Genomic DNA, 21546 nt, shown 5'->3' on the forward strand with positions numbered 1-21546 from the left:
CTATAGACAAATACTAGGGAATAATAGTGGAACTGAAAGTTTTAATCGCTGGAATATCAGGGGCTTCCTTAGGTACAGAAATTTTGAAATGTCTAAAACTCGCACGGGACTACACCATCTATGGAGCAGACATATCACCATATGCGTACGGTCTTTATCAGAATGAATTCGAAAAAACATTTACCGTTTCTTCAGGATCCTATATTTCCGATATTCTTTCTATTGTTCAGTCTTATAATATTGCAGTGATTATACCGGGAGGAGAAGAGCCCCTGTCGCTCCTAATGGCAAACAAGCACATTTTTGATGAATACAACATTAGACTAGCCATAAATGATCCAGCCACCATTAGCGTCTGTCAAAACAAACTTAAGACATTTGAATTTCTCCAGAAACACCATATAGCAATTCCCCGGACCGAAAGGCTTGTTGGCACGGCGCAACTCGCATCATTTGATTATCCCTGCATTATAAAACCTTCCACTGATTCAGGTGGTAGTGTTTTTGTTTCCTTTGCCGAGACAGAAGAAGAAGCAATATCACACTACAAACACCTAAAAAAAATAGGAATTTCAGAAATTATCATCCAGGAATATATCTCTCACCAAGATGGCGAATTTACCGTCGGAGTTCTATCATCACCAGAGGGAGAGATTATCGATACCGTCGGACTCAAGAAAGTATTTGGTTGTAAAATGTCCTATAAAGAGAAATCCGAAAAAAGTATCATCTCTTCGGGATACAGCCAGGGACTCATCGATAATTTCCCAGAAATACACAAACAGGCTGAAAAAATTTCCCAAACGTTACAAAGCAAGGGTCCTCTCAATATCCAGGGTCGAATTAAAAACTCCGTCTTTCATCCTTTTGAAATCAACTGCCGATTTTCAGCAAGTAGCTATTTGCGAGCAATGGCAGGAGTAAATGACATTGATATTTTCATCAAATCAATGCTCAATCTCCCCTATGAACCAAGTCCAAAAAAATATGGCTACTACTTCAGAACTCTGCATGAACAATTCGTACCAAAAAATAGGATCAAAGAATGGTCAAATGGATAACACCGTTCCTTGGAACAACAAATTACCAATCCATTCCTCAGGGAGATTATTTCCTTGTTGATGCTCGGGAACTTCTTGACGGTCCCAATAACGGTGTGGAACTGGTCCGGTCAAAAGTAGAGGCAGGAACAATGGCCCTAAAAGAAGGGCGGTCTGTCATTGTGTTTTGTCATTATGGCATCTCGCGTAGCAACGCTATCGCTACTGGTATACTTGCACAATATAAACAATGGAACTTTAACCAAGCATTGGAAGTCGTTTTTAAGGAAATAGACGAATCCAATATCGATTTCAATATGCTTCAAACAGTTAGAGACTGCCTACAGCACAAACCATATAATCACAAAAACATTCTCATCACCGGAGCCCATGGATTTTTGGGAAAACGACTACACGCAAAGCTGCAAAAGGAAATGCTTGGTGCAGTAGAAGTTCATGGTATTGATGTTGATACAATAGACTTGTGTTCTGATCGCATGCGACTAAATCAGTTTGTTCATGAAAAAGAAATTGAAAAGATTATACACCTAGCACACCCATTTCCACACAATGCACAATCTACGGGTAATGCCCTCTGTATGCTTCAGAACCTTCTTGAGGTTGTTCACACCAATGGTCTTAAAATGATATTTACTAGTAGTTGGGTTGTCTACGAAAATAGCTCCGAGAAAAATATCTGCGAAAAGACGGCACTCGCCCCGAAAACAATATATGGTATGTCCAAAGCGCTTTGTGAACACTTGATTTCATATTATAGAAAACTTTATAACGCCAATATAACGATCGCCAGGCTCTCACCAATTTACAGCACCACAAAAATGCCAGGATTTATGAGCACTTTTTTTGAATATGCAGCCCAAAATAAAACCATAAGAACACATTTGTACGAAAATGGCTCGCCTGCAATGCAGCTTCTTCACGTCGATGATGCCATCAATGCACTATTTCAAGCATCGCAGCACACTAATCTCCCGAATTCACTTAATGTATCAACTCATGAAAGGTATTCTGTTCATGAAATTGCGCACATGATCAAAGAGATCGGTTGTTCCAAGTCTGCCATACAAAGATGTTCCATGATGGGAAAAACCTTTACCGGAAAAATAGACCCATCAAATACAATGGGAATTCTAGACTGGAAACCCAACGTAAGGCTGCAAGATGGGCTCACATTGATAAATAAACAATTTCAAAAGGAAACGACGTGGAGAAAAAGGCCTCCAACTACACAACAGAGCGCAAGCTTGTAGCGAATTACGAGTGGAATAGAACTCACTATAAAACCTATAGCGGTATTCTCAGCTGCTTTTGCGCTCAATCCGTAATAGAAAATTCTTCTGGGGGAACGCTTCTCGATCTTGCATGTGGTGATGGAACCATTACAAGATTACTAAGCCCACACTTTGACAAAATTGTTGGTGTTGACGGATCTCAAAAACATTTAAAACTTGCACAAGAAAAGCTTCCTCATGCCGAATTCCACGCAAGTTTAATAGAAGAATTTGAATACAACGAACAATTCGATGTTACAACCCTCCTTCTTATTCTAGAACATGTTATAGATCCAGTTACATTGTTACAACACGTAACCAAATTTCTTAAACCAAATGGAAAGATGATTATTCAGGTTCCCAATGCTTTGGCCTGCAATAGAAGGATAGCAAAAATAATGGGGACAATCACAAGCGAATACGAGCTGTCGCCATTTGATATCAACATTGCTGGCCACAGAAGGTCCTACGACAAGGCTCTCCTGGTAAAAGACATCACAGCGGCTGGCCTTACCGTACAATCCACCGGTGGAATCTTTTACAAAATGCTTTCACAATCGCAAATGGACTGGTTTTTAGAAAACGGCCGATGGAATAACGAGTTTGGATGGGGCCGAGTTGGAGGTGAACAAAAAGATTGGAAATTTGAATTCTGCCGGGCATGTTATGAGTATGGCAAAACGCAGCCAGATCAATGCAATCTCATATACGCATGCGTAACAAAATAAGCTCGGAGGCTTAAAAACGAGGATTAAGTGTGACTAATTGCCGCTTTTGCAATACCCCTCTCACCGTTACTTTTACTGATCTAGGAACATCACCTCTTTCCAACGCTTACGTCGCAAAAGAGAGCATCTCCTCAGAAAAGTACTACCCTCTTCATGCGTACGTATGCACCAACTGCCTCCTCGTCCAGGTTGCTTCATTTGAAGATCCCGATGTCATTTTCTCAAGTGATTATGCATATTATTCTTCATATTCAAGCTCCTGGCTCAAGCATTCTGAAGACTATGCAAAGATGATCGTCAAAAAGTTCAGTCTAGATAACAAAAGCTTTGTCGTAGAAGTAGCAAGCAACGACGGATACCTCCTCCAGTTTTTTCAAGCACAGCATATTCCGCACCTTGGAATAGAACCGACAAAAAACACAGCTGATGCCGCACTCAAAAAGGGCATCCCAACTCTACGCGAGTTTTTTGGAAAAGAATTAGCAAACAAACTACAAACCACAGATAAATCTGCTGATTTGATCGTTGCAAACAATGTCCTTGCACATGTTCCCGATCTAAATGATTTTATCGCCGGTATGAAGATTCTCTTGAAGGCATCAGGTATTATCACTATAGAGTTCCCACATCTTCTCAATCTGATACAACATAACCAATTTGATACGATATACCATGAACACTTTTCTTATTTCTCATTAGCTACAGCGCAAAAAATCTTTGCTCATCATAATCTGACCATCTTTGACGTAGACCAAATTCCGACTCATGGCGGATCACTGAGAATCTATGTAAGACATACAGATGATATCTGTAAAAAAGTTACTACGAACATAGATGCTATTCTTGCTGAAGAAGAAAAAGCTGGTCTTACAAAACTAGAAACGTATCAGCAGTTCCAACTCAAAGTTGAGCAGCTGAGGGCGGAGTTTTTATCTTTTCTTAGTGACATTCAAAAGAAGAAAGGCACAATCGCTGGATACGGTGCTCCCGCAAAGGGGAACACATTCTTAAATTATTGCCAGATTACTCCCAGTATGCTCCCTTTCACAGTTGACAAAAATCCCGCCAAACAAAACAAGTATTTACCCGGAACCCATATTCCCATTTTCCATCCCGGAGAAATAAAAAAGCAAAAACCTAACTATGTGCTCATTTTACCCTGGAACCTTCAAGAAGAAATCACCAAAGAGCTTGCATATATTAAGAGCTGGGGTGGTAGATTTATTGTTACTTCTCCGAAACCAAAGATTTTGTCATGAAATTTATCACCCTCCCACTAAGTGGAGCATTCTTAATTGAGCTGGAGCCACATCGTGATCATCGTGGATATTTTGAAAGAACCTGGTGCAAAAAAGAATTTGAAACACAAGGTATTGTCAAACCGTTTGTCCAAACAGCTCTTTCTTATAATGAGCAAAGGGGGACTCTCCGAGGAATTCACTTTCAAAAAAAGCCTCACCAGGAGGCAAAACTCATTTCATGTATTCAAGGATCTGCCTACGATGTCATTGTAGATCTGCGACCAACGTCTGTAACATTCCTCCAAACGTTTACAGCTATCCTTTCAGAGGAAAAACATAACGCTATTTATATTCCTGAAGGATTCGCTCACGGCTTTCAAACCCTCGAGGACAAGACAAAACTATCCTATGCTCTTACGGCCTATCATCATCCAGACAGTGCATCTGGGATCAGGTGGGATGACCCTACGCTTTCAATTTCGTGGCCTATTGATACGATGATAATCTCTAAAAAAGACCAAGACTGGGATCATGTACCAAGGACAACGCAGTCCTCATGAAAGATCTTATGGACACGATAAAAACAATACCAATCACTGGCCCTTCGATTACGCAAAAAGAAATCGACGCTGTATGTGAAGCCGTCACACATGGATGGTACGAAAATGCCACACTCAACCATAGAGCATTCGAACAAGCATTTAAGGAGTATATAGGTGTAAAGCACGCCCTGTTTCTTTCATCATGCACTGCAGCTACCCACTTAGCTTTAATTGCCTTGGGAGTGCAACCCGGAGACGAAATAATTCTTCCCGACAGTACTTGGACCGCATGTGCTGAACCGATCGTTTGGCTAGGCGCAACACCTGTCTTTGTTGATATAGATCCCCACACATGGTGCATATCCCCACAAGCAATTGAAGCCGCCATTACTTCAAAAACACGCGTTATCATGCCCGTTGACTTGTATGGTAATATCCCAGACATGGAAGCAATCAGGTCTATCGCCACACGGCACAATCTTCCTATTCTAGAAGACGCTGCCGAGGCTATCGGCTCAGAATTTAATGGGCAAAAAGCAGGATCGTTTGGAGACATAAGTGTTTTCAGCTTTCATCCAACAAAAACCATTACCACTGGCGAAGGTGGTATGCTCGTAACCAATAGTGATCTCTATTATAATACCGCGGTAGAACTCCATGATCATGGAAGAGCTCCCACCGATAAATCGTTTCAGGCAAATCGTATCGGCTATAAATATAAAGCAACCGGGATGCAAGCAGCACTCGGACTAGCACAGCTCAAACGGATTGATGAACTCGTTAATAAAAAAAGACAAATTTTTTCTTGGTATGAAACTGCATTACAGAACGTTCCAGGCATTCATCTTAATCCCTCATCTCCCGGGCTAAAAAACTCATATTGGCTAACAACTTTTATCTTGGATCCATCGCTTAACACATCAAAAGAAACTTTTATTCAAAAGATGAAGGATAAAAAAATCACGTGTCGCCCATTTTTTAATCCACTCAGCTCTATGCCTGCATATCAACGGTTTTTACCCTTCGGTGTTAATTTCAAGAAAAAAAATAAATATGCATATGCAATTGGAAGCTTAGGTATCAACCTTCCATCAGGAACAACCCTTACAAAGAGCGATGTAAACTATGTATGCAATGCAATACAAGAATACTTGGGAGAACTTACTTGACTTGTTCCGATGCAAACTGCTCATGTGCATGTATATCAGAAGCTATTCCCAAAAAATCTTGATACCATGCAATGGTCTCAGCTAATCCCCTCTTGATTCCATACCGAGGCTTCCAACCAAGCATGCGATATGCCTTGCTTGAGTCCAAATTTTGCGCGAGAATTTCATTATTATGCTGATTTTGAACAATAGGCTCCAGATATATACCGGCCTCTTGTCTAATCATATCGACAATCTCAAGAACACTGAGCGACTTATCTGTACTAAAATTAAACGAATGGCCAAGGATAGCAGAATCATCCATTTTGAGCGCTAGGGCTATATAGGCGTCTACAACATCTTTGACATAGATATAATCCCTTATCAATGCGCCATTACTTCTAATCACTGGCCGCTGATTCAGTAATAACGCCCTGATCGTTCCCGGCACAATGCGATTAAAATGTAAGTCGCCTCCACCAAAAAAATTTCCACATCGGGTTATACATACAGGTAGCTTATAAGTGTGAAAATAAGACTGCGCCAACAAATCAGCACAGCTTTTTGAAACATCATAGGGATATCGACCCCGCAAGGCATAGTCTTCTGAATATGGAAGATTAGTATGCTCTCCATATGCCTTGTCACTTGATGCAACAATGATTTTCTTCACCCATGGAGACAGGCGACATGCCTCCAAAAGATTCCAGGTCCCCTCTATATTCGACTTAAACGTACTAATCGGAGATCTATTTGCTCTACCAACAATTGCCTGAGCTCCGAGGTGAAAGACAACATCAATATCAAACTCATTCAGAATTCTCACCAAGTCGTCAAGGTTAGACAAGTCACCATAAACAACTGAAACCCGACGATCCAGTCCTCGTTTGTATAAAAAAGAATCACATTTAATATCACGTTCAAATGCGATTACATTAGCTTTATTCTTCAATAATTCAGTTATAAGCTGCGGCCCTAGTAACCCCGCCGCTCCCGTAACAAGAATATTCTGTAGTTCAAAAGACACTGATCTCCTCTCTAGATGGGTATCTGCTCAGAATTTTTATCAAGTTTCTCTCGCACGGCAGGCTTAATCGCTGGAGGAGTCTCCCACTTTTTCCATGGGGCTCCCGTTAACCACAGTTGTTCTAATTTTTCATGGTCGCGTATCGTATCCATACACTGCCAAAAACCATGGTGTTTATAAATTTTCAGTTGCCTATCTCGAACGACCTCGGGGAGAGCATGTTGTTCCAAAATACATGACGATTCCGTAGATAGATATTTAAGAAATCCTCTGTTGAATACGAAAAATCCACCATTGATCCAGTCTTCAGCGGTGCCAGCTTTTTCCGAAAATTTTGCAACAACATCTTTTGATATTTTTAAGTTCCCAAAACGAAACGGATTCCTTACACCAGTCAATGTAGCTAATTGCCCATGTTGCAAGTGAAAATCAACAAGTTTATTAATATCCACATCTGCAACGCCATCTCCGTATGTGCACATAAAATAATCTGTATTCACATATCGTGCAGCGCGCGCAATTCTGCCACCCGTCAAGCATTCAGAACCAGTATCAACCAACGTAATCTCCCATCGATCATCATCCATTTGATGCTCGATGATACTTCCGGTTTGGGTATTGATTGTAAAATCAACGTTATGATAACGATAATTTAAAAAATAATTGCGGATCACATCGCCTTTATAACCAAGGCAAACAATAAATCTACGAAAGCCATACGAAGAATAAATTTTCATAATGTGCCAGATAATGGGTTTACCACCTACCAACACCATTGGCTTAGGTTTAAACTCAGTTTCTTCTCTAAGCCTGGTCCCATAACCCCCTGCTAAAATCATAACCGGTACATTATTTTTCATAGTAACATCAGCCCCATGTCAAATTTTGTGAGAGCATACCATACTCCCCCCACTCTGTCTCTATTTTTGGACAAGCATCGCCACGATATAATGCACAAACACAAGCGATCAAAATGCAAGAAATTCTGTGGACATTTACTGAGCAGGATGGTAGCTTCCTTTCGGCTATAGATATTGAATGAAAGATAGAAAAAAATGAAACAACAGACAGATCTTAAAAAACTCTCCACTGATTGGTTGATAGCGAGCAATAGCGTCAGATACTCCTACAACTTCCAATGGATGGGTATCCCCATTATACAGCTCCCCCAAGACATTGTTGCTATGCAAGAACTCATTTGGGAAGTTAAACCAGATTACATTGTAGAAACAGGCATCGCACACGGCGGCTCTGTTATCTTTTATGCATCTATGCTGAAACTAGTTGCTAATAATGGCAAAGTCATCGCTGTTGACATCGATATCAGGGAAACCAATAAAAAAGCCATTGAAAGTCACCCTCTCTTTAATAATGTCACCTTGCTCGAAGGTTCATCAACCGACCAAAGCATTGTTGAGAAGATTGCTTCATATATAAACCCAGAGAAAAAGGTACTTGTATGCCTAGACTCAAATCATACGCACGCTCACGTCCTTGAAGAGCTACAGCTCTACTCTCCACTTGTAACCAAAGATAGCTATCTCGTTGTTTTCGATACAACCATAGAGGATGTTCCGAGTGAACTATTCTCAAATAGACCATGGGACAGGAAAAATAATCCAAAAACAGCAATCGTTGAGTTTCTTAAAACTAATAACCGATTTGTAGTTGATCGGACAATCGATGAAAAACTATTAATCACGGCGAATCGTGACGGTTTTTTGAAATGTATTGCAAATTAACTTGCCACCAGCAAAAAAACAAGAGGAATCGCGATGTTCATAATTCTTTCCAACGATCTGTATTGATTGGCACCACTATATCAGATTTTATAACCAATTCCCGAATTTTCATAAATTGAATCGGGTACATGCCTAGCAATTTAGAATATTGCTTCACTAACAACTTGCGCTGTATTTTTTTTTCATATCGTTCTCGAATCCATGACCGTCTCTGATTGATCCAAGCAATACTTTTCGCAGGAAGCAAGTGTTTTATATAGCTTTTAAAACGCGATATCGGCACTGCAACCGGCGGAACAACCGCCCAGTCAGGCTTCCAATTAACAAAGCGATTGGTGTAGAAATGGGCCAAAGTTTCTGCACGTTCTCGCTCGACCCCCCCATATTCACACAACCATCGCCCAATGACTTCGTGGACTAAACACATTTTTTGAAACAAATTTTTGTAGAGCAACTGAGAATGATCGAATCCCATACTATTAGAATCACTCGCACTCTGTCGTATGAAATATAGAACATCCAAAACCTTGGTTTTTCCTAAAATACCCGCTAACGCCCTATGTAACGCCTCAACAAAGATCACATCTAGAGGGCACCTCTGTATTTCTCCAAATATACGACGAAACGCATTTGTTCTATAAACAGCATAATATGCATCTTTATAGCGCTCCAGCATGTAGTGTAGGCGTTCAACTGGATCGTCCGATCTGGCCTCAGGTAATCTGAATGGCAGAAGCGGTTTCCATATAAAATCATTATTAGCCAATCTCCGTTTTAAAAAAAACTCAATCTGCCTTCCCTGACAGCATACATAATCGACATTTTCATCCAAAAACTGGATTGATTTCTCTATAGCATCCAAAATAAAAAAATCATCGTCCGGGGCAAGAAGAGTGTACGGTGTAGTCACAAGGTTCGCAGCATCAACAACCTTGATGGCGCAACTCAAAAAATGTGCAAGGGCATCAACCTCTTTATTAGCATCCTCTAAATGTCTGTACTCAATATCAAGGCCGCAAGAGTTGAATTTTTCTACAAGAACTTTATTTTCCGCTGCATGCTTAGAACCACTGGAATCAGCAATAATAATCTTACATGCTGCGTTCATCTCGCTATAGTATGCAAGCGATCTTGCTAAAAAATGAGATCTATCGTGAGTGATCAAAATCATGGTCACATCTTTGAGGCGGCTATTGTTCATACATAATCTCCCCCACTAAACCATGATGTTGCCTCATTTTTTTCAACACACCATCTTTCCCAAACTCGTATACATAGTCACATCTTTGAATTGTAGATAAACGGTGCGCAACAATAATTAGCGTCCTCCCAACACTTTCTTGATAAACCTCCTCCATAATTGCACTCTCAGTCTCATAGTCCAAGGACGATGTTGCTTCATCCAATATTAAGATTTCGGGGTCATTATATAAAGCTCTGGCAATTGCGATCCTTTGTCTTTGCCCGCCACTTAACATCGTACCAGCCTCACCAACTTCTGTATGAATTCCCCGACGCTGAGTAAGAAAATCAAATATGTGAGCCTTTTTGAGAGATTCACATATTCTTTGTTCATCATATTTTCGACCAAAGACAATATTCTCGGCCACTGTGCCATCAAACAAATATACCGATTGTGGAACATACCCAATCTTACTTCTCCAAGAACGCATGGTATTCTTATCTAAGACTTGTCCATCGACAATAATATTTCCTAATAAAGGAGCACAAATCCCCGTAATCAAATCTATGAGAGTACTCTTACCAGAGCCACTCTCACCAACAAATGCCACTTTATCGCCTTTACGAATACTAAATGAAAGGCCTTCAAATATTGCGTTCTCGGGTTTGTAGTGAAATGATACATTCTGGAACTTAAGGGTCGATTGAAAGGGAATCTTACCATCTCCAAGATTATCCTCATCCCTCAAAAACGATACGTTAACAATATCTAGAGAACTAACGGCAAAAATCATCTGGTTGTATAATGTCATTACGCGGTTTAGTGATGTTAAAAATCGATAGAACGCTAAAGCATATGCAGATAAAATTGGAACAATATATACAGCCGTATCTGCTCGGTATACAACATATACCAAGACCGCAATTATAGTTCCCAATCCTAAAACTTCAAAAAGCGGCCTGGGGACGCTTTGTAATGTCATATTAACGACATGCGCTCGAGCAACTCTTGCACCCGCATGATCAAAGAGTTCTTGTAAAAACTTTTCATTCCCAGCCAGTTTAGCGATTTTAAAATTCGCAAATGTCTCGTAAAAGGCCCTCGAAAGATCCGTTAGACCCCGAGAAACTCTAACCCCAGACAATGCAACTTCTCGAGAAAAAAACCGCAAAAGTATGGCCCCAACCAACGAAAAAAATACAGTCAAAACAAGCGTCAACTTTAAATTAACCCATAGCAACGCCACATAAATGAAAACAAAAAGCATCATTTCTGAAAGAAGCTGTATTGCTGAATTCACTATAACCGCCAGGTGTGTCGAATCAGCCAGCACCATTTTGTTAATTTTTGCCGAATGATAACGCATTACTGACAAATAGTCTGCCCGTAAAAATTTTGCAAAAAATCGACTAGAAAACCTATAAAAACAATCTTGAGAAAATAAAGTTACACCATATATAAACCAAAGACTCATGATATTCTTCACAGTGTAAAAGACGACCAATACACATCCTAATATCGTGATAAAAGACGCCGGTCCACTACATCCAAAATAGTGATACCAATACGATAAATAATAATTACTATGAATAACATCAAAATTGGTTGCCAGCGAAATAAACGGAAGCATAAGAGTAATACCGGTAGTTTCAGTTAACGAAACGAGAACTGAAAATCCAAGCAATCCCAGAAGCCGCAACCTATCTTTCGGCATTAACAAAGAATTGATTCGAAATAAGACATCTTTAAGGTACACAAGCCCTCCATACTTCCCTTTTGCGGCATGAGCGTACTGTATTTATAAAATAAATCCAACCACAATTTTATCTCATATTCAAAGGGACTAGAATCGCCAATAGTGCGTCTTGCGTATTCTGCCCTGTGCGCATAGCCCAAGAGCTATTTTCAAAAGATTCAGCCTGCTTGATTATATGATGGTCAAAATTGCATTTATACATTTACCATATTATTAAATAGCTTCATTAAGACATCATTTTGAACTTCTAGATTATGAAATGTATGAATACATTCTTTATTAGAAGTTGCAATACTTCTTGCCGTAGAAGAATCCTGTAGAAACCCCGATATCTTCTCCGCCAATGCATCAGAGTTCCTTTGCGGCACCAGGCACTCCGTATTTTCACGAACTAGCTCAGGAATCCCGCCCACCTGCGTACTCACAAGAGGTATTTCCATTGCCATCGCTTCCATAAGTGAAAGAGGTGTTCCCTCCTCATCCCCATTTGGAACAATGACACTAGGCAATAGAAAAAGATCAGCTTTACTTAAAAATTCAAAAACTTCCTGTTGTATTTTTGGCCCAACAAATGTTACATCATTCGAAAGATTTAACTCTCGCACACGCTGTTCCAATTTTTTTCTAAGTGGCCCATCGCCAACAAGATAATAATGTATGTGATGAAACTTCTTCAGCTTTTGCACCGCCTCAATCGCATATACATGGCCCTTTTCTTCAGATAATCTCCCAACCGAAACAAGCACTTTATGCTTCCCCCTGCTATCGTCCTGCTTGACTCGTTTTTGAAATACAGAAAGATCAATACCGAGATAGTGCACTATGATTTTTTGCTCATCGCAACCGATTGAGATTAATTTATTTTTAAAGTGCTCACTCAGCGGTAGAAAAATATCACCATGCTCAAACAATGTATTGTAAAAAGTGTCTCCATATACCTTCAAACATTTTGTCATATCATATCCGAAGAACGTGGTTGCAATCTTACCTTTTAGAAGCCCCATACTTCTAAAAAGAACCGCCTTTTGCCCATTTGTCCCATACATACTATATAAAATGTCATACTCACGCCTTCCATAAAATGCAGCAATCTCACTAAGCATCCATCCTACGGAATAATCTTGTATAGACAAAAATTTCACACCCAACTTCTTCGCATGAAGTGCGCGCAACGCGAGAACGGGATGCCGCAGAGAAACACGAATATAAAATGCAATCCGTTGCACAAATGAAGAAGGGATACTACAGCGAAAGAATGTTTTTTCAAGAAGCTTATACCGACCAACTGCTTCATGAATTACTACATCACTATTCCGCTGAAGCGCATAAATTTCCACATCATTGCCACGATCAATCATGCCTGTAATTTGGTCAAGAATAAAAGTTTCGCTCAATGATGGAAACTGGTTAACTATAAACAATATTTTCATATCTTAAGGTTGAATTACTTTTAAGTCTCCGAATAAATCTGCGAAAATGGGCTCTTGTTTGATTCTACCCATGAGGTCCTGAAGCTGCTGTATTGAGAGCCATTCCATATTCTTGCTGCTTGTATATTCAAAATCACCGTCTACTTGCCGTCCTCCAATGTACACATAGGAAGCTAGATCAAGCTCGGCTGATGGCTTAATAAGAAAATAATCTTCAAATTCAAGAATCTGTTGTACCTCTTCTCCAACAATCATTGCTTCATCTATCCGCTCTCCTGGCCGCATACCTATTTCATAAAGTGATGCGTCCTCGCATATGGCATGTGCAAGATCAATAATTCTCATAGATGGAGCTTTTTTCACAAAAAGCTCTCCTCCATGCATAATATCTATTGTCTTTAAAATCATCTTGATCGCCTCCGCCTCTTCCAAACAAAAGCGAGTCATTCGAACATCGGTGATTGGAAGTTTTTTTATTCCTTGATCGATAAGACCCCTAAAATAGGGAATCACTGAGCCTCGGCTACCTGCAATATTCCCAAAGCGCACAACAGAAAACGCCGTACCATACGCACACGAGTAACTATTTGCATTTATGAAAAGCTTATCTGAGCATAGTTTTGTAGCTCCGTATAAATTAATCGGCGCACAAGCTTTGTCAGTACTCAAGACAACAACTTTTTTCACATTCTGCTCGATTGAAGCTTGAATAAGATTTTGCGCTCCAAGAACATTTGTTTTGATTGCTTCATATGGATTTAATTCGCATGTAGAAACATGTTTTAACGCCGCAGTATGAACAACAATATCCACACCACGAAGTGCATTCATAAGAGTCGCCTGATCACGAACATCTCCGATCATAAATAAAAGCCGTTTATCTCCTTTGAAAGGCATTTGTTGCGACATAATAAACTGCTTATATTCATCTCGTGAAAATACGATTACCCGTTTAGGTTCATATCTCTTAAGAATTTCAGATGTTACAGCTTTTCCAAGCGTTCCAGTTCCACCTGTAATCAAAATCGTTTTATCTTTAATCACATTCTTCCTCTCTTTTTACATCTCGCGGTAGAGAATTTTCAGCTCTGATTGATCCGAGCGCTAATGCATAAACTATGTCACAACAAGAAAACACCGATAGCCACTGAACCCTAGAAGGGCACCCCACTTAACCGAACCAAAATACCGTTCTACAACGACACCTGCTAGCAACCATACGTATATCCATGGACACGACCACTATTGCAAAGTATCATCTGGACAGAGGTAGTGTAATTCTTAAAATTTATAACTCAAATAAACGATCAATCTTTTATGCAACCAAATCTCTTCCCAACGCCCCTTCTCAAACAGTTTTATGCCAACAAAATGATCCTTATCACCGGTGGGAAAGGACATATCGCCACTCATTTACACAATGCGTTAACTGCTCTTAATGCATACGTCACATTACTTGATATCGCAGAAGAGCCGTCACCAACTTCGGATAGGTATATTTCTGGTTCTATAACAGAATTACCCGTATGCCTAGACGCAACACAAGACATTGATATTGTATTTCATACAGCCGCAATTACTCGAGGGCCTTATAGTCATATTTACAAAACAAACGTAACGGGAACCATCAATTTACTCGAGGCATGCAAAATAAATAAAGTAGGCACTCTTGTTTTCTCGTCATCGGCTGCTGTGTATGGAGAACAAAAAACCGCTTGCCGCGAAAATTTCGCATGCGAGCCTATTTCTTTATATGGAGCAAGCAAACTCGCAGCTGAAAATTATTGTCAATTGTATAGTACGATCTGCCAATTAAGGATCATATGTCTTCGCTACTTTAATGTATATCATGAAACGTTCGGGCTTTTACACACCCTTTCATCATATATGAAACAAAACCGTCCTATAGATATTTTCGGAAATGGAACTCAAGTTCGTGACTTTGTACATGTTGATCAGGTGGTACTTACTAGCCTTCTTCTCCTACTCGCAAATACGCCTAAGTGCGCCACATATAATGTTGGAAGTGGGCAAGCAACGCCCTTGCTTCAAATAGTCGATAAATTGAAATCAACGTTCCCCAATTCCAAATCCATAATACGCTTTCACCCAAAGCGAGAGTGCGACATTTATCACTCAGTTGCTGATTGTTCCAAACTAGATCATACCTTGGATAGCTTACTTAATTCCGTTGTACAAAATCAATAATCCGGCCTACATGACCTATCCACGTATAGCCATTCACAACCCGATTTCGTGCACTTTTCCCCATTTGAACGTAGTCTGAAAATGCTACATCACTCAAGGCTCTAGCCGCTTTAACAAATTCATCAGCCATATCATATCGCACAACAAATCCACAAGGCTGCGGCCCATCCACTACCTGTGCTATTTGCTCAAGATTGGAAACAATAACAGGCTTTTCCATACTCATGTATTCAAAAAGTTTTATAGGTGAACAATAATACTTTTTGCGCACATCTGACTGCGCAGGCAAAAGACACACATCACTGGCCGCAATATATGCTCTCACATTAGGATATGTAACATTTCCGGTAAAAGTTACTGAACCACAAAGGCCACGGTCCGCCATCGTCCGTTCAAGATTTTGACGAAATTCCCCATCCCCTATAAACAAAAAATGCGCTCGTTTATTTTCACGAACCACTTCAGGCACCATACGTTCCAGTATATTAATCCCATGCCATCGAGAAAATGATCCGACAAAACAAAAGACAAATTTCCCCTCAATATTAAGATTTCGTCGCATTTTATTGCGCATATCCTCACAATTTTTTGGATCAAATTCATCAGTATCAACGCCGTTTGGGTTCATAAGAATTTTGCATCCATCAATACCAACCTGAAGCAACTCATCCTTTAATACATCAGATACAACAATAATATGATCCGCAGATTTTAAGTTTATACGCTCAACAAAACTTGCCAGCCATCCAAATTTGATCTCCCCTTTAGGTCGCAATTCTTTATCAATCCAAGCTTCTGAGCCGTTATACTCCATGATGATGGGGATATTAAATATCCACTTCAATACCACCGCCGTTAGATCCATAAATGCATACCGATAATAGATATAATCGAAGGCTTCTTTTTGAATCACTTTTCGTAATTGCCATGGGTACCAAAGACTTCCCAAAAAACACGTAATTCTCCAGAGAAATCTGGGGAAAATCGGCGGACGCTTCAATCGTATCAGTTTAACCGAGGCATCAAACGATAAATGCTTAAATGGGAATGGTAACGCTGCAGTAACAATAACGTCTCTCCGAGCTAATGCATTGATAACACCAGTCATATGCACCATTGATCCGCCGTAAAGTGGAACATCGGAATAATCTGATCTCAAATACAGGATTCTTTTCATCTCAAAGTCTACTATTTTCTCAGCGACATTTTGTCCTGGAATCCTTCATGATATCTGGCTAACCATGCCTGAAATCGAGCAGAATTGCCATCATTGTGTTCCACATTATTAACAACAAATTTTACGAATGGATCAAAAAAAGAATCCCTTAATATCTCGCCTTGCCCCACGTGCATGTACAATGATAGGGCAAGCCCAGCAAGCCGCTCACTGTTAGATGCTATTATTCGTTCTTCCCTGTTAATTCGCACAAAATCTAACCGCTCCAGTAATTCCATTTCGCGCATATTTAAGGGCCGCGACTGCCAACCTTCATCTTCTATCCCATGCAACAAGAGCTCCACAAGGCTATCCTTATCATGAACAGAAGCCAATGTCCTTATTGCTTTATCCATTATGTGCCTGTGCCGTCTAAAATTAGTTGCACCCTGCCTCATGGCTCTTGGAACACGCGACAAACTTGCCGATGAATCTGCCGCAACGTGCAGTGCTTCACAATAGGAAACATCACGCGCCGAACGAGGCAACTCATGTAATGCTAAAATGTATCTTATCTCATCTTGTCTCAATCTTCCCGGTTCAATATCAAGACACTCTGCACGATATACCTGTTCGAGCATATCACCCCATGCATCCAGCCTATTATCATCTATCATTTGTTGGGCTACTGGATGATCTTGTTCTATCGCACCGGTTAGATTACGTTGCTCTGCGTGTACGCCGGATAATAACAACAACCAACCGAAACAACACGCCGTCAACCACTTAGGGAGAGCATAGCTAGAACTAGAATAAACAATTGCCAACAAACCTATAGCCCACCTTTTCTTCATACAACGATCCTATGAATTACAGTATTGTCACTTTCATAACTCCGCAAGCTGCCGCCCATACCCTTCATCCCATACTGCGCGCTCACGCATCATATCGACCAGCGCACCAATGAGCGTTGGATTTGATTGTTTACCTCGTAAGCATCGTACAAGATGCTCTCTCAAACCACCGAACCGACCATCATCGAATCGATCATTTCTTTCACTGATGAAGCCAGTTGCACGCAGTATACTGACATCTTCATCAGCTAGCTCCTTTGGATCTAATTTTCCCTGCATTCCCCGTAACAACAATAAAGCCACACGATCCTGAGGCAACCGTTCTAAAGCCTCACGGTACGCTATTTTTTTAACACAAGTCTCATGATGTTTAACCATCTGCACGACTCTTTCGATGTTTTCACTCCCCTCATACCATCCTGGCATGCCTTCATATGCAACATGAAGCGCTTCACAGACATCCATCTCAGCCCCTATTTCAGCAAGATCAAGCGCACGTATTGATGCTTGTACTAATGCCGGAGAAACAGAGACATTTTCGGTCACAGGAAAACAATATCCGTGATACAGCGTCACGGCATGCTTTTCTAGCATAGCCTGCTGTGCCTGTGGACTACCTATTGCTAATAATCCACATAATAATGCCGAAGCATATGCCCATAGGCCCGCTGAGGCGCTATGAGGACAACATGCCGCTATCACCACTACTATCCCATACAGTCGCTTCGTCATGGTTCAGTCCTCCAGTGTTATGAATGCGTTTTTTCCTCGCTCATTACATAATTCCTTAGAGCATCAAGCCTGTCACTATTTGCTCCAGATCGAGATTGTGTTAGTACCATCTCAATCAGCGGCGCCATACAACCCGTCTGCTCAGTTCGCTTACCACACAACACCTCTTTGAAGTTTTTCTTTAAAACTTCAAAACGTTCTGTAAATACAGGAACCCCATGCTCAGGAGTTCGCACAACTAAACCAAGACGCTCCAACGTTTGCTCATCTCTATCCGACCAGTCAGAAAATTTTCCTTCAACGTCATCCAAAAACAGGCGCAGAAGTACTCCAGAAATATGCTGAGAATCTCTATATGAAACCTCACTTCCGAACCCCTGATAATCCGCTCTCTTAAGCAGCCATCTACGCAAAGTCCACGCATCAGTTGCAACCTTACCACTAAACTGCCTTTCTCGCATTACTGTAGATTTCGCCGTATCAAGCCGCATCGCCTCACTAAGCTGCTGACAATACCATGCTCGCTCACCATAAGGGTTTTCGGGTTCTACAAGTGATACATCATACGCAGGGATCTCATTACCTCTGCATAAGCGCATATACTCATCGTATGTTCTCTCGCCAATCTCAAGCGATGCCCTATCCATTTCCATCTCCCTTGCCATTATTCCTGAAATTTCGACAGGAAATTTAGAAGGAAACATGGGGCGAGTTTTTGATAAACCCGCTCCACTACCAAGACTTAATAAGAGTACATGGAAACATGCCATGACCTTCGTCAAAAAATGGCCAGCTGATGCTGAGCGCACGACGAAAAGACCGGTCATCATAACGAGATATTTAATTTTCATTGAGACACCCTTTTTCATAACTTCAACGTAGATTTAAAATTCCATAACACATCGAACGCCTGCTTTGGCGACAGCTGATCATAATCTAATTGCTCCAATCGCGCGAGCAATTCTTTTTTATGCGAAAGCTCCTGCTGCAGAGAATGGACCAATATCTCTAAATGGCGAATCGTATCACTATGCACCTGCGCACCAGAACCAACATTCCCTTGCTTCATCGCATCAACTAAAACCGTTGCACGTATGATAACTTCGTCAGGCAACTGTGCAAGCTTGGCAACTTCAATACCAAAACTTCTATCAGCTACGCCCTGCAGCATCTTATAGAGAAACACAATACCAGAGTCTGAACGCTTACTTGCAGCATAATAACTGACAATACCAGGCAATTCATACTGCAACGAGGTAAGCTCATGATAATGGGTCGCAAACAAACATCGCGCCTTAACCCGCTGTACGAGATACTCAACAATTGCATGCGCTAATGCCAGCCCATCAAACGTGCTTGTACCACGACCAACTTCATCTAAAATTACCAAACTGCGTTCTGTTGCCTGTGAACAAATAAGCGCCGTTTCTTCCATCTCAATTAAAAAGGTACTTTTACCTTCGGCTAAATTGTCTCCAGCACCAATGCGCGTAAAAATGCGATCAAGCAACGGTAACGAAGCCTTACGTGCCGGTACAAACGCCCCACACTGTGCCATTAAACAAATCAATGCAACCTGACGTAAATACGTAGACTTTCCACCCATGTTTGGACCGGTTATGATCCAAAATGATGACGTGTCAGTAAGTTGTGTATCATTCGTAATAAACTGATGGCCAAGCGACGAAGCAATAACCGGATGCTTACCATGCTCAATCTCTATATCATTGCCATCATGCATCTGGGGACGGGTATACCCATGCTCCTGAGCAACGCGCGCAAAACTCAAAATCGCATCACCGTGAGCTAAAGCATATGCCGCCTGACGCAACATAGTAATATGGCGACTCACTTCTTGTTTGACTGTCAAAAATACTTCTTGCTCTACTGATGAAAGCTCGTTATTGGCCGTCACAATCTCACCCTGTAATACACGAAGTTCTGGCGTCATGAACCGCTCCTTACCAACCAGCGTTTGCTGGCGAACATACCGCTCAGGAACTAAGTGTAGGTTTGGCTTGGTCACTTCGATATAATAACCATGCACCTGATTGTAACGAACCTTAAGCGATGCAATTCCGGTTAATGCTTGTTCACGTTTTTCTAGTTCAAGAATCTTAGTAGTACTGGACTGGGCAATCTCGCGCAATTGGTCTAAGCGCCCATTGAATCCTTGTTTGATAACACAATCGAGTGATGTGTCATCATTAATTGCTGCATGCAAAAGATCATATAATGTTGTAGATGTATCGACCTGCGGCATGCGAATTTGTGATGAAAGCATCTGTAATAACACACTCTCCATACCAGATAATGATTGTTGAATCTCGGGGAAAAACTCCAGTGATTGCTTAAGCGCTAGATAATCATGTACAGTAGCGCGATTAAGAGCAATGCGACCAATCACCCGCTCTAGATCGCCAACAGACCGCAATGCCTTGGTCAATTGCGTTGATATGCCATAGTTGTGTATCAACGAGCTAACCGCATCATGCCGCTGCTCCAGTGACTGCTTGTGCAATAAAGGACGCACAAGCCATTTTTTTATCATACGCGAACCCATCGCCGTAATCGCACGATCAAGGTGCGCGCACAATGTATGAGCACGACCACCGTCTTGGTTATTTTGAAGCACTTCTAAATTGCGTAATGTAGCTGGATCTAGCAAAAGAAAATCTTCTGGTTTGTAGATATGTAATGCCTTGAGCTGTTCAAGCGTTTGATGATGGTGCTTTTTCAGGTACGCGTAGAGCAAGGACAATGAAGAACGAAGTGCTGCATGTTCGTATAGTGTAGAGACTTTTTCTCGCGCAAACTGTCGCGATATCCATCCGCGAACCGTCTCGAACGGTTCACACTCAGCAGCAACGACAGCCGTTACAAAGTACCCTGATTTTTGAAACCAGGTACGAAGTTCACGAGCATTCGTATCCTCCGAAACAATCACCTCATCAGGAAAGAACCGCGCAACTTCTGATTCTAATGTTTTACTATCACCATAAGACACGGTTGTCGCATACACTTGTGCCGTCAGTATCTCAACACAGATCAGCCCCCAGGTACCACCTTCAACTGTACATACCATGAGATATGATGCGGATTTTTCATCAAGCATGCGGGTATCAGTCAACGTACCCGGCGTTAGGACGCGCGTAACACCACGTTTCACGACCTTGCCAGGAATGGCCTCTTCAAGCTGATCACATACCGCCACTTTGTATCCACCTTTAATAAGTTTCACAAGATAATGATCAAGCGCATGCACAGGAACACCGCATAGAGGAATAGGCTCCCCTTTATGCGTACCACGTTTTGTTAATGCAATTCCTAAAAAAGAAGATGCCTCTCTGGCATCTTCAAAAAAGAGTTCATAAAAATCACCAACTTGAAAAAAGAGCAAACACCCCTGGTATTGATCTCTAAGCGAAAAATATTGCTGCATCAACGGGGTGTGGTTTTTCATGGTC

The 21546-nt window shown here is 41.1% G+C and carries 19 protein-coding genes; 8 read left to right on the forward strand and 11 right to left on the reverse strand.

Features of this window, described 5'->3' with window-relative positions; genetic code table 11:
- Positions 1-26: 26 nt before the first annotated feature.
- From JW872_02950 to JW872_02975, 6 genes are read left to right on the forward strand one after another with little or no spacing between them, the layout of a single operon-like run.
- Positions 27-1061, forward strand: a complete 1035-nt coding sequence (locus JW872_02950) for an ATP-grasp domain-containing protein (GenBank protein ID MBN1549595.1) — start codon at positions 27-29, stop codon at positions 1059-1061.
- A complete protein-coding gene (locus tag JW872_02955; GenBank protein ID MBN1549596.1) occupies positions 1046-2311 on the forward strand; it encodes an NAD-dependent epimerase/dehydratase family protein in 1266 nt (421 codons plus the stop codon). Before JW872_02950 ends, JW872_02955 begins: the two co-directional genes overlap by 16 nt.
- Positions 2266-3060, forward strand: coding sequence for a class I SAM-dependent methyltransferase (locus JW872_02960; GenBank protein MBN1549597.1), 795 nt, complete (start codon positions 2266-2268; stop codon positions 3058-3060). The genes JW872_02955 and JW872_02960 overlap by 46 nt, the downstream gene beginning before the upstream one ends.
- A gap of 29 nt (positions 3061-3089) precedes the next feature.
- Positions 3090-4319: a methyltransferase domain-containing protein gene (locus JW872_02965; GenBank protein ID MBN1549598.1), complete on the forward strand. Its 1230-nt coding sequence runs from the start codon at positions 3090-3092 to the stop codon at positions 4317-4319.
- Positions 4316-4861: a dTDP-4-dehydrorhamnose 3,5-epimerase gene (gene rfbC, locus JW872_02970; GenBank protein MBN1549599.1), complete on the forward strand. Its 546-nt coding sequence runs from the start codon at positions 4316-4318 to the stop codon at positions 4859-4861. Before JW872_02965 ends, rfbC begins: the two co-directional genes overlap by 4 nt.
- Complete coding sequence (locus tag JW872_02975) at positions 4858-6012, forward strand: DegT/DnrJ/EryC1/StrS family aminotransferase (protein MBN1549600.1); 1155 nt, start codon at positions 4858-4860, stop codon at positions 6010-6012. Before rfbC ends, JW872_02975 begins: the two co-directional genes overlap by 4 nt.
- Here JW872_02975 and JW872_02980 read toward each other — a convergent pair.
- Positions 6005-7018 (reverse strand): GDP-mannose 4,6-dehydratase, encoded by a 1014-nt coding sequence (locus JW872_02980; GenBank protein ID MBN1549601.1) that lies wholly within the window; start codon positions 7016-7018, stop codon positions 6005-6007. The genes JW872_02975 and JW872_02980 overlap by 8 nt on opposite strands.
- A gap of 11 nt (positions 7019-7029) precedes the next feature.
- Positions 7030-7878 carry a glucose-1-phosphate cytidylyltransferase gene (rfbF, locus tag JW872_02985; protein MBN1549602.1) on the reverse strand — a complete coding sequence of 283 codons (849 nt, stop codon included), beginning with the start codon at positions 7876-7878 and terminating at the stop codon, positions 7030-7032.
- A gap of 195 nt (positions 7879-8073) precedes the next feature.
- Between rfbF and JW872_02990 the strand changes: the two genes are divergently transcribed.
- On the forward strand, positions 8074-8760 hold the full coding sequence (locus JW872_02990) for a cephalosporin hydroxylase family protein (GenBank protein MBN1549603.1): 687 nt from the start codon (positions 8074-8076) through the stop codon (positions 8758-8760).
- Positions 8761-8797: 37 nt separating this feature from the next.
- Here the strand turns inward: JW872_02990 and JW872_02995 are convergent, their stop codons facing one another.
- From JW872_02995 to pseB, 4 genes are all read right to left on the reverse strand, one after another.
- Positions 8798-9961 carry a TIGR00180 family glycosyltransferase gene (locus tag JW872_02995; protein MBN1549604.1) on the reverse strand — a complete coding sequence of 388 codons (1164 nt, stop codon included), beginning with the start codon at positions 9959-9961 and terminating at the stop codon, positions 8798-8800.
- On the reverse strand, positions 9951-11699 hold the full coding sequence (locus JW872_03000) for an ABC transporter ATP-binding protein (protein MBN1549605.1): 1749 nt from the start codon (positions 11697-11699) through the stop codon (positions 9951-9953). Before JW872_03000 ends, JW872_02995 begins: the two co-directional genes overlap by 11 nt.
- 194 nt (positions 11700-11893) lie before the next feature.
- Positions 11894-13129: a glycosyltransferase gene (locus tag JW872_03005; GenBank protein MBN1549606.1), complete on the reverse strand. Its 1236-nt coding sequence runs from the start codon at positions 13127-13129 to the stop codon at positions 11894-11896.
- A gap of 3 nt (positions 13130-13132) precedes the next feature.
- Positions 13133-14173 carry a UDP-N-acetylglucosamine 4,6-dehydratase (inverting) gene (pseB, locus tag JW872_03010; protein ID MBN1549607.1) on the reverse strand — a complete coding sequence of 347 codons (1041 nt, stop codon included), beginning with the start codon at positions 14171-14173 and terminating at the stop codon, positions 13133-13135.
- A 273-nt stretch (positions 14174-14446) separates the two neighbouring features.
- Here pseB and JW872_03015 point away from each other — a divergent pair, with 273 nt between their 5' ends.
- A complete protein-coding gene (locus JW872_03015) occupies positions 14447-15337 on the forward strand; it encodes an NAD-dependent epimerase/dehydratase family protein (protein ID MBN1549608.1) in 891 nt (296 codons plus the stop codon).
- Here the strand turns inward: JW872_03015 and JW872_03020 are convergent.
- From JW872_03020 to mutS, 5 genes are read right to left on the reverse strand one after another with little or no spacing between them, the layout of a single operon-like run.
- Positions 15312-16514: a glycosyltransferase family 4 protein gene (locus tag JW872_03020; protein MBN1549609.1), complete on the reverse strand. Its 1203-nt coding sequence runs from the start codon at positions 16512-16514 to the stop codon at positions 15312-15314. The two genes, JW872_03015 and JW872_03020, sit on opposite strands and share 26 nt — an antisense overlap.
- Before the next feature lie 11 nt (positions 16515-16525).
- A complete protein-coding gene (locus JW872_03025; protein MBN1549610.1) occupies positions 16526-17347 on the reverse strand; it encodes a hypothetical protein in 822 nt (273 codons plus the stop codon).
- A 33-nt stretch (positions 17348-17380) separates the two neighbouring features.
- On the reverse strand, positions 17381-18079 hold the full coding sequence (locus tag JW872_03030) for a hypothetical protein (protein MBN1549611.1): 699 nt from the start codon (positions 18077-18079) through the stop codon (positions 17381-17383).
- A gap of 17 nt (positions 18080-18096) precedes the next feature.
- Entirely contained in the window at positions 18097-18930 is an 834-nt protein-coding gene (locus tag JW872_03035; GenBank protein MBN1549612.1) for a hypothetical protein, read from the reverse strand.
- Between the two features lie 14 nt (positions 18931-18944).
- Positions 18945-21542 carry a DNA mismatch repair protein MutS gene (mutS, locus tag JW872_03040; GenBank protein MBN1549613.1) on the reverse strand — a complete coding sequence of 866 codons (2598 nt, stop codon included), beginning with the start codon at positions 21540-21542 and terminating at the stop codon, positions 18945-18947.
- Positions 21543-21546: the final 4 nt, after the last annotated feature.

The organism is Candidatus Babeliales bacterium (assembly GCA_016929235.1).
Taxonomy (GTDB): domain Bacteria; phylum Babelota; class Babeliae; order Babelales; family JABCYS01; genus JAFGJD01.

What these genes read in the sequence shown, in the direction of transcription:
- JW872_03035 (MBN1549612.1), bottom strand. Translation starts at nt 18,930, where the DNA reads ATGAAAATTAAATATCTCGTTATGATGACCGGTCTTTTCGTCGTGCGC.
- JW872_03005 (MBN1549606.1), bottom strand. Translation starts at nt 13,129, where the DNA reads ATGAAAATATTGTTTATAGTTAACCAGTTTCCATCATTGAGCGAAACT.
- JW872_02955 (MBN1549596.1), top strand. Translation starts at nt 1,046, where the DNA reads ATGGTCAAATGGATAACACCGTTCCTTGGAACAACAAATTACCAATCC.
- mutS (MBN1549613.1), bottom strand. Translation starts at nt 21,542, where the DNA reads ATGAAAAACCACACCCCGTTGATGCAGCAATATTTTTCGCTTAGAGAT.
- JW872_02995 (MBN1549604.1), bottom strand. Translation starts at nt 9,961, where the DNA reads ATGAACAATAGCCGCCTCAAAGATGTGACCATGATTTTGATCACTCAC.
- rfbF (MBN1549602.1), bottom strand. Translation starts at nt 7,878, where the DNA reads ATGAAAAATAATGTACCGGTTATGATTTTAGCAGGGGGTTATGGGACC.
- JW872_02990 (MBN1549603.1), top strand. Translation starts at nt 8,074, where the DNA reads ATGAAACAACAGACAGATCTTAAAAAACTCTCCACTGATTGGTTGATA.
- JW872_03025 (MBN1549610.1), bottom strand. Translation starts at nt 17,347, where the DNA reads ATGAAGAAAAGGTGGGCTATAGGTTTGTTGGCAATTGTTTATTCTAGT.
- JW872_02975 (MBN1549600.1), top strand. Translation starts at nt 4,858, where the DNA reads ATGAAAGATCTTATGGACACGATAAAAACAATACCAATCACTGGCCCT.
- JW872_03020 (MBN1549609.1), bottom strand. Translation starts at nt 16,514, where the DNA reads ATGAAAAGAATCCTGTATTTGAGATCAGATTATTCCGATGTTCCACTT.
- JW872_03015 (MBN1549608.1), top strand. Translation starts at nt 14,447, where the DNA reads ATGCAACCAAATCTCTTCCCAACGCCCCTTCTCAAACAGTTTTATGCC.
- rfbC (MBN1549599.1), top strand. Translation starts at nt 4,316, where the DNA reads ATGAAATTTATCACCCTCCCACTAAGTGGAGCATTCTTAATTGAGCTG.
- JW872_03030 (MBN1549611.1), bottom strand. Translation starts at nt 18,079, where the DNA reads ATGACGAAGCGACTGTATGGGATAGTAGTGGTGATAGCGGCATGTTGT.